The organism is Leucobacter sp. cx-328 (genome assembly GCF_014530035.1).
In the GTDB taxonomy this organism is placed as follows: Bacteria; Actinomycetota; Actinomycetes; order Actinomycetales; family Microbacteriaceae; genus Leucobacter.
Genome location: NZ_JACVMX010000003.1, coordinates 182067 through 195539, shown reverse-complemented (window position 1 = coordinate 195539; position 13473 = coordinate 182067). Strand labels below are relative to the sequence as shown.

At 61.1% G+C, this 13473-nt stretch carries 14 protein-coding genes; 10 read left to right on the top strand and 4 right to left on the bottom strand.

From position 1 onward, the window contains the following. Positions 1-98: 98 nt before the first annotated feature. Positions 99-596, top strand: coding sequence for a hypothetical protein (locus ICL81_RS05780; protein ID WP_188033980.1), 498 nt, complete (start codon positions 99-101; stop codon positions 594-596). Between the two features lie 40 nt (positions 597-636). Here the strand turns inward: ICL81_RS05780 and ICL81_RS05775 are convergent, their stop codons facing one another. Next, positions 637-1062, bottom strand: a complete 426-nt coding sequence (locus tag ICL81_RS05775) for a hypothetical protein (protein WP_188033979.1) — start codon at positions 1060-1062, stop codon at positions 637-639. 3 nt (positions 1063-1065) lie between these two features. Continuing rightward, on the bottom strand, positions 1066-1317 hold the full coding sequence (locus ICL81_RS05770; RefSeq protein ID WP_188033978.1) for a hypothetical protein: 252 nt from the start codon (positions 1315-1317) through the stop codon (positions 1066-1068). Positions 1318-1362: 45 nt separating this feature from the next. Between ICL81_RS05770 and ICL81_RS05765 the strand changes: the two genes are divergently transcribed. From ICL81_RS05765 to holA, 4 genes are all read left to right on the top strand, one after another. Then, complete coding sequence (locus tag ICL81_RS05765; protein ID WP_188033977.1) at positions 1363-1587, top strand: hypothetical protein; 225 nt, start codon at positions 1363-1365, stop codon at positions 1585-1587. Between the two features lie 150 nt (positions 1588-1737). Beyond that, positions 1738-2598, top strand: a complete 861-nt coding sequence (locus ICL81_RS11965) for a ComEA family DNA-binding protein (protein WP_251381829.1) — start codon at positions 1738-1740, stop codon at positions 2596-2598. A gap of 581 nt (positions 2599-3179) precedes the next feature. Beyond that, positions 3180-5051, top strand: coding sequence for a ComEC/Rec2 family competence protein (locus ICL81_RS05755; RefSeq protein WP_188033976.1), 1872 nt, complete (start codon positions 3180-3182; stop codon positions 5049-5051). A 54-nt stretch (positions 5052-5105) separates the two neighbouring features. Next, the gene (gene holA / locus ICL81_RS05750) at positions 5106-6140 is read left to right on the top strand and encodes a DNA polymerase III subunit delta (RefSeq protein WP_353055432.1); all 1035 of its coding nucleotides are present in this window, start codon (positions 5106-5108) and stop codon (positions 6138-6140) included. 7 nt (positions 6141-6147) lie between these two features. Here holA and ICL81_RS05745 read toward each other — a convergent pair whose 3' ends face one another. Next, the gene (locus tag ICL81_RS05745; RefSeq protein ID WP_215394754.1) at positions 6148-6582 is read right to left on the bottom strand and encodes an HPP family protein; all 435 of its coding nucleotides are present in this window, start codon (positions 6580-6582) and stop codon (positions 6148-6150) included. A gap of 169 nt (positions 6583-6751) precedes the next feature. Further along, positions 6752-7012, bottom strand: a complete 261-nt coding sequence (gene rpsT / locus ICL81_RS05740) for a 30S ribosomal protein S20 (protein ID WP_188033974.1) — start codon at positions 7010-7012, stop codon at positions 6752-6754. A gap of 320 nt (positions 7013-7332) precedes the next feature. Between rpsT and lepA the strand changes: the two genes are divergently transcribed. The 5 genes from lepA (at position 7333) to dnaJ (ending at position 13473) form a co-directional block, all read left to right on the top strand. Next, entirely contained in the window at positions 7333-9183 is a 1851-nt protein-coding gene (gene lepA / locus ICL81_RS05735; RefSeq protein WP_188033973.1) for a translation elongation factor 4, read from the top strand. Beyond that, positions 9180-9962 (top strand): DUF1990 family protein, encoded by a 783-nt coding sequence (locus tag ICL81_RS05730; RefSeq protein WP_188033972.1) that lies wholly within the window; start codon positions 9180-9182, stop codon positions 9960-9962. Before lepA ends, ICL81_RS05730 begins: the two co-directional genes overlap by 4 nt. 2 nt (positions 9963-9964) lie before the next feature. Further along, positions 9965-11203, top strand: coding sequence for a radical SAM family heme chaperone HemW (hemW, locus tag ICL81_RS05725; protein WP_188033971.1), 1239 nt, complete (start codon positions 9965-9967; stop codon positions 11201-11203). A 67-nt stretch (positions 11204-11270) separates the two neighbouring features. Further along, positions 11271-12308 (top strand): heat-inducible transcriptional repressor HrcA, encoded by a 1038-nt coding sequence (hrcA, locus tag ICL81_RS05720; protein WP_188033970.1) that lies wholly within the window; start codon positions 11271-11273, stop codon positions 12306-12308. A 55-nt stretch (positions 12309-12363) separates the two neighbouring features. After that, entirely contained in the window at positions 12364-13473 is a 1110-nt protein-coding gene (gene dnaJ / locus ICL81_RS05715; protein ID WP_188033969.1) for a molecular chaperone DnaJ, read from the top strand.

Sequence of the window (13473 nt, the reverse complement as noted above, 5' to 3'; positions counted from 1 at the left end):
TTCGTGCGTTTAGAGCTTGTGGCGGTCTGCTGGCAAAGGCCAGTAACACCGGCAGAGTGACACTTGACGTGCGCGCTCGCGGGCGTAAAACTTGTGCCGTGTTTCATGCTGTCGCCAGCTACGCAGCCGTGCGCGGGATTTCCCCGCAGCGCGTGAGAGCGTTGGCAAAGGATGGCATGTTCCGAGCTGAGAAGCACAGTGGGCGCTGGGTAGTTATGGAAGATCCCCAAAGTGGGGAGCCGGGAACGCGAAGGCGCCTGTCCGAGAAGTCGCAAGCGAACCTCATCGCCTTTTTAGACACACTGAGCTTTGATCATGTGCGCGGCACTGAGCGTCGTCGACTTGCAGAGCGTTTACGAGCGCTGGAATCGTCTGATTCCAAAGCCAGGCTGATCCGCGAGTATTTTCGGGGCGCCACGTTCGGCGACGACGTGCGCGGAGGCGCTGCAATCGTTTTGGCGGCGCTGGAAGGAAGGGACGAACAGGTCCAGAATGTACTGCGGCTTCGGCCCCAAGCGACTCTGGGGTCGCCTGGAAAAGTGGCCCAGAAACTCCGCGACGTGCGCGTGCTTTCAAGGGTGCCAGCATCGACATGAATCTCTTGGTGCTTCGCCCTGGATTCATGCGATTAGCGCCTTAGAACTTGTGGCGGTCTGCTGACTCCCAGAACTCACGCGCGGTGACGACGCTAACGTACTCCTGCGAGAAGGTATCGAAAACGATCACCTCATCAACGATCTTGTCGACGTCGTACACGGCTCTCGCGTCGTCGAGTTCCCAAGCCCCTTCGAGTACCTCGACAACCTCGATCTGAATTGTCTCTTCGCGGGTGGGATGGCCGTATATGTGGCTCCCGTAACCGAACCTCTGCCTGGTTGAGTGGATCCAAGCGAGTGCAGCGACTGCGGAGCCTGCGTTCCAGGCATCGATTGTCTGCTCAGCCCAACCTCGCGTGTCACCGATCACTGCATAGGGCGCGGGGAGTCTGAATGTCTGCAGAATCTCTTCAGTGATGCCAGTTCGTTCCGAGATCGCGGCAAATGCGAGGTAGCGCGTCGTCATGAGTTAAGTATGCGCGACTGTCGCCAGTATCGTTTGATTCCCTAGTTGAAAGCGGGAGCGGATGCCTGCGGAGATCGTAATGACAGCGCCGCCCTCGCCTGCCAAAATTGGCGGCACCAAAATGACTGTTTCAAGGGAGTCGAAATGCCAACGATCGACGATGAAGAGTGCTGCGACTTTCAACTGATGAAGCCGGCACGAAAAGGTCGTAAGTTCTACACCAGCCTTGCTTTGCATAGGCTTGTGCTCGATCATCTGCACAGTGATCCAGAGAGGGTCCTCGGTGTAGCCGTCCGTAACATGCCTCGTATTGCGGGAAACGTTCGCGGATTCGGGAAGGTCATGCTTGACGTCTGGGCACAAACTATAAACGACCGTGACTTGGATCGGTTGTCAGTTTTCCTCACCGGTGAAAGTGGTTATGCGGCTGAGATGCGTAATCTCACACCATTCGCGGGAGTACTCAACGACGTGGAGCTTCGGGCCGTGCGAGAGCGGGTGAACCGCGAGCGTCAGTGGGAATGATGAATCGCGAGCAACTATTGAATTCGATCCATGTTCTAACTCAGCTCGTTGAGTTGCTCACAACGCTGGTGCTTGGCGGGTGGAGGCTACTTATGCACAATCGATGATCTTCTAGTTTCGGGAAAATGCATTACTCGCAAACTAGGCTGCATGAGACCGCAGCACTGGGAACTACCGCCCATTCCAAACACCGAAACACTGCCCGAGAACCACTACACCGGAGCCACACCTGCTACCAAGCAGGGGTGGCTGCACTTGATTCAGGGCGCCGAAGCGCCGGCGCCGGTAGAGCCTGAACGCCAAGGTCGGTGGGCAGTCGCGTATCCGAAAACTGACGGAGACGCGCCTGCCCTGACCTGGCGCGAGCGAGTCTCAGTGTCGTCCTTGGCCAAGCGATCTATTGCTGTGCCGGCAACGGCAGCGGTCGCGCTCTTCGTTATCGCCTCGATTGTCACGCTGATGCTGATCTGGGAACAGCCTGGCGAAGCTACTGCGCCGTTTGTGGAGGCTGCACAGTCTGCTGAGAACGGCGGCGGAGTCATCGAAGCAGAGAGCCAGGAGGGTGACGCGTCAGCATTGCTCGCGGTCCACGTTGTCGGGGAAGTCGAGAAACCCGGGGTGGTCGAGCTGCCGGAGGGATCACGTGTGCTTGACGCCATGGCTGCAGCGGGTGGTGCGACCGCTGCAGCAGTGCTCACCGATGTGAATCTTGCACGGCTGGTCATTGACGGCGAACAGATCATCGTGCCGAATCTTGAGCAGGCGCTCGCTCCGCCGGCGAATGCTCCGGAGAGTGGCGGCGGGCAAGCTTCAAGCGGCGGGCTGGTGAGTTTGAACAGTGGCACCGCCGCCGACTTCGAAACTCTGCCTCGGGTTGGGCCAGCCCTCGCGGCGCGAATCATCGAGTGGCGCACCGCGAACGGGGGATTCAAGACGATTGAGCAGCTCGGCGAAGTCAGCGGCATCGGTGAGAAGACACTTGAGTCACTCACGCCGCTTGTGTCGCTATGAGCGCGAGGACGCGGGAATCGTTTATTGTAGACGCGAGCGCGGGGCCACCCGGCGCATGGCGACTGTTGCTCCCCGCGCTCGTCGGATGGGCTGCCTGCGCGCTTCTCATCACCGTGCCGGGTTCGAATTGGTGGATCACTGTCGCCGCAGGTCTGGCCGGGAGCGTGTGTGCCGTGTCCAACTGGACAACGTCCCGTAAAGCCGGTTCCCGGCGACCCATGGGTTTTCGGAGCGCAATACTCCTGCTGTGTGGAGTATTGATCGTGCTCGGAGTACGTGTCGAGACTGCCGCATCTGTGAGAAATCATCCCGCGCTCGTTTCGGCACTCGAGACTGGCGCCACGGTTGAATTCGACGCAGACGTGGTCGGGTTCCCTAAAATTTCGAGCTCATTCATCGGCGGAGAAAGCTACGGCATCGCCGCCGCAGCGCACCTCGATGGAGCCCGCGTGCCGGTAATGCTCTGGATTGACGGGCCACCTAGCCAAACAATTGGCCCTGGAACGCATCTTCAAGTCAGAGGAAAACCCGCGCCAGGAAAGCCCAGTTCCTCAACAGCCTGGAGCATAAGCGTTCGTTCCTTGGAAGTACGTTCGCCCGCGTCGGGTTGGAACGCTGCTGCATCCGCGTTGCGAGCAGGTATCGTCGCGGCAGCCGCATCAATCCCGCACGCTGCGCTGGTACCCGGCTTCGCTGTCGGTGACACGTCACTCGTAAGCGAAGAACTCTCCGCAGACATGCTTGAAACAGGACTCACGCACCTCACTGCGGTTTCAGGAGCAAACTGCGCGCTGGTGGTCTCCGCGGGAATCTGGTTCGCTTCGCACCTTGGGTTCGGACGCAGGGCGCGGATCCCGATCGCGGGACTCATGCTGCTCGGGTTCGTCGGCATCGTCGGCCCCGACTCAAGCGTGCAAAGAGCAGCGGTAATGGCCGCCGTTGTGCTGATTTCCCAGTTCTCAGGGAAACGATCGCAAGCATTGTCTGCCTTGGGCATTGCCGTGCTGGTGTTGCTGATTCGCGACCCGTGGGAAGCGGTGCAGGCTGGCTTCGCCCTGTCCGTCACGGCTACGCTCGGGATATTGCTGTTTTCCGCGCCGATCACACGCGCGCTGAGGCGAACCTGCCGAATGCCAGGCTGGCTGGCGACACCATTCGCGCTTTCGATCGCGGCCCAGTTGACCTGCGGGCCGCTGTTGCTGCTCCTGCAGTCGGGGCTGCCCGTAGTGAGTGTGTTTGCGAATGTGCTGGCAGCCCCAGCTGCTCCTGCCGGTACAGCGTTCGGACTTGCTGCCACCATCATGCTCCCGGTGATTGCCTGGTTGGGGGAATGGCTCCTCATACTCGCTTCGTTGTCAGCTCGGTGGATCGAACTGGTTGCGGCATTGGGTGCAGAGGTGCCGTTCGGAAGGTGGAACTGGAACGGCGGATGGTTCGGTGTCGGCACACTTGCCCTCGTCGAACTGTTGATGGTTGCGCTATTTGCATTGCGTTCCGGGGCAATCTCTCGGAGCTCATGGGAAAAGTTCAGCCGTCGCACACCACGGCGAGGAAGAGCGGACGTGCCTCGCTCGGCCAAGCGTGCAGCCGGGTGGCTAGGAGCGGTCGGTGGGGGCATCGCGATCACAATGACCCTGGTCGCACCCGTTGCGTCCCGATTTGGCGTGCCAAACAACTGGTCGATCGTGTCGTGTGATGTCGGCCAGGGCGATGCCACGTTGCTGCGCGACCCGACAGACCCCGAGTTCGTGATGCTGATCGACACCGGTGATGACGAAGACCTACTTCGTACCTGTTTGGACCGCTTCGGGGTGCGCGAGATAGACCAGCTCGTATTGACCCACGACGATCGAGATCACGTCGGGGCTTTGGACACCGTCGCGCCGATCACGCAAACAGCCATCATCGCGCCCGCAAACGCCAAGGACGGAACTGACCGCAAGCTTGTGCGAAGCCTCAACGAGTCTGGTGTGCCATTCGTCGAACTCAGCGAAGGAGCCACCGGCGGTGCGGCCACTGGCGACCAAGGCGGCCTGAAATGGAGAGTTCTAGCTCCAGCACGAGGCACGGTGCCAAAGGACACCAACGCGGCCAGCATCGTCATGTCCGTCCAGATACAGGGATGGCGGATCTTGATGCTCGCTGACACCGGAAAGGATGAACAAAAGAGCATGCTCGCCGCAGGGATCGATGTCACCAGCGACATCGTGAAGATTGCTCACCACGGCTCCAAGGACCAGCACCTTCCGCTCTATGAGCAATCGGGAGCGAAGGCAGCGTTTGTCTCCGTCGGTGAGAAAAACAGCTATGGTCACCCGAACGCAGACTTGCTTGCCTCGCTAGGGGAACTCGGCATGAATGCCTGGCGAACTGACGAGATGGGAACGGTCGCCCTCGTGCTGATCGGCAACGAAGTGCGTGGGTTCCAGGCCCGAGGTGTATACGCAAAGTGAGCGGGCGCGCGGTTTCACCTCCTAATGTCAGTGGTCCCCGGTAGAGTAATTTCCGTGGCAGCAGCACGAGGTACAACGGCAAAGATCGCGAAGGCAAAGGCCCCGCAGTTCGACTGGACTGAAGCGCGCCCAGCGCCGACCGTGCTCATCAGCGGGGTCGAAGAATTCCTTGCCGACCGCGCCGGCCAGCGCATCCGTGAACAGCTCAAGAGCGAGAACGCCGAGCTCGAGGTGCACGACATCGACGCGGCCTCATATGCCGCGGGTGAGCTCTTCACGCTCGCGAGCCCCTCGCTTTTTGCAGAGCCCCGACTTATCCGCGTGAGCGGCGTTGAGAAGAGCTCAGACGCGTTTATCGAAGATGCCAAACGATACGTGCTCGAGCCTGCAGAAGACACCACGCTCGTGCTCCGGCATGTCAACGGCATGCGCGGTAAGGCGCTGCTCGATGCCGTGCGCGGCAGCGCACCCGGCGCGATCGAGATCGTCTGCCCCGAGATCAAGAAAGAGTCTGACCGCCTCGCTTTCGCGCAGCAAGAATTCCGGCGCCTCGGCGCGCAGGCAACCCCGGGTGCTGTCCGAATGCTCGTCGCGGCGTACGCCTCCGGTAGTGTGGGCGAACTCGCAGGCGCGTGCGTGCAGCTCGTCTCAGACGTCGGCCGAAACCTCACCGAGACCGAAGTTAACCGTGCGACCGAGGGTCGCGTCGAAGCAAGTGGCTTCAAGCTCGCTGACGCGGCCATCGCAGGCCGCCGCTCAGACGCGCTCGTTCTCCTGCGCCAGGCGCTCTTGACCGGCCTCTCACCGATCCCCATGCTTGCGGCACTCAATATGAAGCTGCGCGGTATGGCACGGGTTTACGGTGCTCGCGGCAACGCAGGGCAGCTCGCAAAAGAACTCGGCATGGCGCCGTGGATGGTGCAGAACGCCGTGCGTGACGCACAGTCGTGGCGCGAAGAAGACCTCGCTCGCGCAATCGACCTGGCGTGCGAGACCGAGTGGAAGCTTAAGGGTGGCACCCGCGACCCCGAGTACGCGCTCGAGCAGCTCGTGAGCTTCGTTGCCCTCCGAGGCCGCACCAGCCGCTAACGCCGGTTTACCACCAGTACGCGGGGTATCCCGTGTGCTTGATCTTGTTCAGCAGGATGCCGAACACCACGAGAATGATCGCACCGAGCACCGTCGAAATAATCAGCGTCAACTGGCCCGATACCGTCATTGCCGCAATCATCGCAGTCGCAGCACCAGGGGAGTGAGCTGTGCGCAGCACGAGCATCACTCCGAGCGAGAGTGCACCAGCAATAGCCGCAGCCCACAATGAATGACTCACGCAGCCAACGCCTACACCGACAAGTGCAGACAGCAGATGCCCGCCAACGACCTGACGCGGCTGCGACAGGTGCAGGTTCGGGCCCGTGACAATCAGCACCATGCTCGCAGCGAGCGGCGGAATGAGCAGCTGATGGCCGGTCCACGTGCCGATCGCCACCAGCGAGCACAGCGCAATGCCAGCGACCAGCGTGGCCACCACGATCTTCCTCAGTGCAGGGCGCGGCGGGGTCTTCGTTTGCAACAGTGCTTTCCAACCTGCGGGCAAAGCGTGTCTCCTCAATTGAACGCAGCACATCACGACTGCGGATAAACGAAAGCAGCGGACCACCGAAGTGATCCGCTGCTTTGCGATGCTTCAGAAAGCAGTCTTAGATAGCTGCAACCTGCGCTGCGAGCTTCGACTTGCGGTTCGCAGCGTTGTTCTTGTGCAGAACACCCTTCGAAACAGCCTTGTCGAGCTTGCGGGTAGCAACCTTGAGGTTTGCCTCAGCAGCAGTCTTGTCGCCAGCCGCGATCGACTCGCGGGTCTTGCGAATGAGAGTACGCAGCTCGCTCTTGTATGCACGGTTACGCTCGGTAGCCTTGAGGTTGGTCTTGATGCGCTTCAGCTGCGACTTGATGTTTGCCACGTTAAGTGAGTTCCTTCATTTCAAGGTCAATATGAATTGTTCCGTTTCGGTGAGAGAGGGCACCTCCCGGATGTGTGGATAGTTCCACACGCAAGTCAGAGATTAACTCTATCAGATGAAGGCCCACTCCTGCTGGGTGCATTGCTTCGCGTGTTCGCGTTGCATGAATGTCCGCGAAGAATGTGCACTTCTGGGGGAGGCGCCGATCCGCGCCCCGGCAGTGAACGGCAGTGCTATAACAGCGCTCAGGGGGCACGCCACGCGAGCTCTCATATAGGGGGAGCGGCAACTCAGGAGTCCCTGTGAGATAATGAGCCACAATGTCTCCTCGTAGTGTGAACCCCCCAGCGCCGTCGTCGACCGACCCCGCGAAGATTCGCAACTTCTGCATCATCGCGCACATCGACCACGGTAAGTCCACCCTCGCTGACCGCATGCTGCAGGTCACGGGCACCGTCTCTGACCGCGATATGCGCGCTCAGTACCTCGACAACATGGATATCGAGCGCGAGCGCGGTATCACCATTAAGTCGCAGGCTGTCCGTATGCATTGGAACCACGACGGTGGTGACTATGCACTGAACATGATCGATACCCCGGGTCACGTTGACTTCAGCTACGAGGTATCTCGCTCACTGGCAGCGTGTGAGGGTGCGATCTTGCTCGTTGACGCCGCACAGGGCATCGAGGCGCAGACGCTCGCGAACCTCTACCTCGCGATGGAGAACGATCTCGAGATCATCCCGGTCTTGAACAAGATCGACCTCCCAGCTGCAGACCCTGAGCGCGTAGCTGCTGAGATCGCGGATCTCATCGGCGGCAACCCCGATGACATTCTCAAGGTGTCGGGCAAGACCGGCATGGGTGTTGAAGAGCTGCTCAACAGTGTCATTGAGCGCGTTCCCGCGCCCGTCGGTAACGCTGACGGCCCCGCCCGCGCAATGATCTTTGACTCGGTCTACGATCCCTACCGTGGCGTGGTTACTTACGTCCGTATGGTTGACGGCAAGCTCACCCCGCGTGAGAAGGTCCTTATGATGTCGACCAAGACTGAGCACGAAGCGCTCGAGATTGGCGTCTCGGCTCCCGGCCCGACCCCGACCAAGGGTCTCGGTGTCGGCGAGGTGGGCTACCTCATCACCGGTGTAAAGGACGTTCGCCAGTCGAAGGTCGGCGATACCGTCACCACCAAGTTCCACGGTGCTGAAGAGGCACTGCCCGGCTACACCGACCCGAAGCCCATGGTCTTCTCGGGTCTGTACCCGATTGACGGCTCGGACTACCCGGTGCTCCGCGAGGCGCTCGACAAGCTCAAGCTTTCTGACGCGGCGCTTCAGTACGAGCCAGAGACCTCGGTCGCACTTGGCTTCGGCTTCCGCTGTGGCTTCCTTGGCCTATTGCACCTCGAAATCATCTCGGAGCGCCTGCGCCGTGAGTTCGACCTTGATCTCATCGCGACCGCGCCTAGCGTGGTGTACCAGGTGACGAGTGAAGACGGCTCGGAGACGACCGTGACGAACCCGAGCGAGTACCCCGAGGGCAAGATTCGCTCGGTGCGTGAGCCCGTCGTACGCGTCGCGATCCTCACTCCGAAGGATTACGTCGGCACCGTCATGGAGCTCTGCCAGAGCCGCCGTGGCAGCCTCATGGGCATGGAATACCTCGGCGAGCGTGTTGAGCTTCGCTACAGCATTCCCCTCGGTGAAATCGTGTTCGACTTCTTCGACCACCTCAAGAGCCGTACCCAGGGCTACGCGTCGCTCGACTACGAACCCATGGGTGAGCAGGAAGCCGACCTCGTCAAGGTTGACATCCTCCTCCAGGGTGACAAGGTCGATGCGTTCAGCGCGATCGTCCACCGCGACAATGCCTACCACTACGGAACGATGATGGCTGAGCGCCTGCGCAAGCTCATCCCGCGCCAGCAGTTCGAGGTGCCCATCCAGGCTGCGGTTGGCTCGCGCATTATTGCTCGTGAGACGATCCGCGCCATTCGTAAGGACGTCCTTGCCAAGTGCTACGGCGGCGATATTAGCCGTAAACGCAAGCTGCTCGAAAAGCAGAAGGAAGGCAAGAAGCGTATGAAGATGGTTGGCCGTGTTGAAGTGCCGCAGGAGGCCTTCATCGCAGCGCTGTCGGGCGACGTCGAGACGAAGGACGCGAAGAAGTGACCCCGGCGCCGAAGGAAGAACTTCCGCGGCGCTCGACCCATCGCGAGATGCCCGTTGGCTATGCAGCCGTCGGTGCCTCGCGGGCGAGCGATCTGCTCCGCTTTCCGCCGGCTGGCAGCACCTCATATGAGGAGACGGCACAGCTTGGAAGCGGCGAAGAGCGATTCATTCTGGCGTCAAGCTGGCTGATGACCTGGGGTGCGCACCGCGGTGCGGGCTGCGCGGTCGACGATGTCGATCGTGGCGAAGGTAGCAACTATGTTGGTGTCGCGTTCGATGCCGAGGGCTCGCCTCTGCCCAGTGGCAACACCGAAGAATTGTTCGGCCCTGACGGTGAGCCGTTCATTACGGCTGGCACCACTGCACGCCTGCGTATCGGCGATCTTGATCGCGAGATACTCGTGGTCTACACACTCGTCGAGACGAACCGCATCGGCTTCGCATGGGGTGATCGTTCTGCAGAGGGCGGCCCCTACGGCGAGCACTTCGCAGTTGTGGAGCTGAAGGAAGACGGCACGGTCTGGGCCGGCGTTCGTGGTTTCTTCTACTCCTCGCAGAACGGATTCCTCGGCCTCAAGGCGCGTGGCGATCAGCGCAACGTCGTTGATGCGGCAAAGCGCATCCTTGAAGCGCTGCAACCTGGCGCTGCGCCGGTGAACTCGCTGCCGAACGATGATGCCGAGGCTGATTCCGGAGCTGACGATGCCACTGCCGAGACTGGCGCCGCTGCCGAGCCGATCATTATCGAGCTGCCCGCTGACGATTCGGCGGATCGCTAACCGTGCCAAGCACCTTCCCGCCCGGCGAGCCTGCTCCCGCTGACGGTGCCCTTCCGGCCTCTGTGCTTCCTGGCGCAGAGGATCGGAAGTTTGGCGTGTATGTCCACGTCCCATACTGCCGTGTGCGCTGCGGATACTGCGACTTCAACACCTACACCGCGAGCGAGCTCGGCACGACGAATCAGTCGCACTACGCGTCTGAGGCGGCAACTGAACTGAGCTTTGGCGCCAAGGTGATGCGTGACTCGGGTCTTCCCGAGCGCCAGGTGTCGACCGTCTTCTTCGGCGGCGGTACCCCGACGCTGCTTCCCGCTGCCGACCTCGTGCTGATGCTCAACCGTATTCGTGATGAGTGGGGTATTGCGGAGGGCGCTGAGGTGACGACCGAAGCGAACCCCGATTCTGTTGATCGCGCGTATCTGCAACACCTTGCAGACAACGGCTTCACCCGTGTCAGCTTTGGTATGCAGTCGGCTGTGCCCAAGGTGTTGAGCGTGCTTGATCGTACCCACTCGCCGGAGCGCGTGCCGCAGGTGGTTGGCTGGGCGCGCGAGGTTGGCCTGCAGGTCAGTCTTGATCTCATCTACGGTTCGCCTGGCGAGACCATCGAAGAGTGGGAGACCACGCTCGATGCTGCACTCGCGATGGCGCCCGATCATCTCTCGGCCTACGCCCTGATCGTCGAGCCTGGCACGAAGCTTGCCGCGCAGATCAAGCGCGGCGAGTACCCGGAGACCGACGACGACCTGCACGCTGAGATGTACGAGCTTGCAGACGCGAAGCTCGCGGCGGCTGGCTACGACTGGTACGAGGTGAGTAACTGGGCGCGCAGCGAAGACTATCGTTCACGCCACAACCTCTCATACTGGACCGGTGAAGACTGGTGGGCTGCCGGCCCAGGCGCGCACAGCCACATTGGTGGCACGCGCTGGTGGAACGTCAAGCACCCCCGCGCGTATGCCGATCGAATCGCACAGGGCGTCTCGCCCGCGCTCGAGCGTGAACTGCTCGACGACGAGGCTCGGCACGAGGAGCAGGTGCTCCTGCAGACTCGCATTGCTGACGGTCTCCCGATCTCGGCTCTTGCTGAGAGCGAACGCGGAGCGGTTGCCGGACTGATCGCTGACGGCCTCATCGAGGGTCGCACTGCCCTGGGAGGTGGCGGATCCGCGCCCCGAATCGTACCGACGCTCAAGGGGCGGCTGCTCGCTGATCGCGTAGTCGGCGCTCTGCTGAGCTAAGTATTTCTGAGGCTTGCTGCGCTAGACTTGGCACTCGAAGGTGTTGAGTGCCAGGAAGGGAGTCGCGATGGTTACCGAACGCGGTCTCGCTGTCCTGCACGCGATCGTGAGTGACTACGTTGCGACGAGTGAGCCGGTTGGTTCGAAGTCCATCGTTGATCGGCACAGCTTCGGGGTATCGGCCGCAACCATTCGTAATGACATGGCTTCGCTCGAAGACCAGGAGCTGATCGCGCAGACACACACCTCCTCGGGCCGGGTGCCGACTGACAAGGGCTACCGGCTCTATGTCGACACTCTTGCTCGTGCGCGCCCGCTCACGGGGGCGCAGCGCACTGCGATCGAGCGGTTCCTCGGTGAGTCGAATGATCTTGACGATGCCATGAGCCGCACGGTTCGACTGCTCGCACAGCTCACGAACCAGGTGGCCGTTGCGCAGTACCCGTCACTGCGCAGCACGGTCGTGCGTCACATCGATCTCGTTGCCGTTGGTGAAGATCGCGTGCTGTGTGTGCTCATCTTGGGTTCAGGTGTAGTTGAGCAGCAGGTCGCGAAATTGCCTTCGGCGCAGGTAACCGAGGCGTGGGTCAATGGTCTCAGAGGGCGGATCGCGCAGGCGATCATCGGTCTCGACCTTGACTCTGCTGAACGCGCGCTGACCGCACTCGCTGCGAATGCGAATGAGTGGGTCGATCCGCTCGAAAACGAGCTCATCGGGCGCGTGCTCGACATCGTTCTCGGGCAACTCAAGGCGAATCGCAGCGACAAGATTGCTGTGGCCGGCACGGCAAACCTCACTCGACCCGGGGAGTACTCCGGTACCTTGACGACCGTGCTCGAGGCGATCGAGGAGCAGGTCACCCTGTTGCGATTGTTCGAAGAACTCGTGCACGATCAGCGTGACGTTGCCGCTTCGATCGGGCGTGAGAACGCGCTGTATGGCCTGCCCGAAGCGTCGATCATCGCTACGAACTATGCCTCAGTAGGAGACAACGCGGCGCGCCTCGGCGTGCTCGGTCCCGTCCGTATGGACTACGCGGGCAATATATCGAGCGTGCGCGCTGTTGCGCGGTACCTTAATCAGATCCTTGACGAAGCGCACTAGCCGCCTTCGCCGTTTTTCATCAGTTTTCAACCGCAACCACTAAGGAGCAATCAGAGTGGCAGATCACTACGAGGTCCTCGGAGTTTCCCGCGAAGCGACCCCAGAAGAGATCAAGAAGGCGTACCGCAAGCTTGCGCGTCAGCTCCACCCCGATGTGAACCCGTCTGAGGACGCCGCAGAGCGCTTCAAAGACGTCACTCACGCATACGACGTGCTCAGCGACGCAGAGCAGCGTGCGCGCTACGATCGTGGTGGCGATCAGCCCGGCTTCGGTGGCTCCGGTGGCGGTTTCGGCGATATCTTCGAGACCTTCTTTGGTGGCGGCTTCGGCGGCGGATCACAGGGCCCCCGCTCGCGCGCCGAGCGCGGCGAGGACGCCCTCATTCGCATTGACGTTCCCCTCGAAGAGGTTGTCTTCGGTGCGAAGCGAGACATCACCATTAACACCGCCGTGCTCTGCAACACGTGTGATGGTAGTGGCTGCCAGCCAGACACGAGCCCCGTCACCTGTGACGTCTGCCATGGTCAGGGACAGGTGCAGCGCCAGGTTCGTTCGCTCTTCGGCAATGTTGTGACGATGCACCCCTGTGGCAGCTGCTCGGGCTATGGCACGATCATTGAGCACCCCTGCACTTCGTGCGCAGGTAAGGGCCGTGTGCGTGAGCGTCGCGAGTTGCCGCTCGACATTCCCTCGGGCATTGAGACTGGCACCCGTATGCAGATGCGTGGTGGTGGCGAGGTTGGCCCAGGTGGTGGCCCCAACGGCGATCTCTTCATTGAATTCCGTGTGACCCACCACGATATCTTCAGCCGCGATGGCGATGACCTGCTCAGTACGCTGCAGGTGGCAATGACCGACGCGGTGCTCGGCGCTGAGGTCTCGCTCGATTCGCTTGACGGTGACAAGGTTGAGATTGAGGTTCCCGCTGGCGTCCAGTCGGGTGACATCATCACCGTGCGCGGCCGCGGCATCCAGGGCCTCCAGACCACGAACCGCGGCGACCTCAAGGTTGCTGTGCAGGTCGTGACCCCCGCGAAGCTCAGCAAGCGTGAGAAAGATCTCGTGCGCCAGCTCGCGGCACTGCGCAAGGATGAAGATCCCCACTTTGGTGAGTTCCATCAGGGCTTCTTTGGCAAGATCCGCGATCGCTTTTTCAAGAACTAA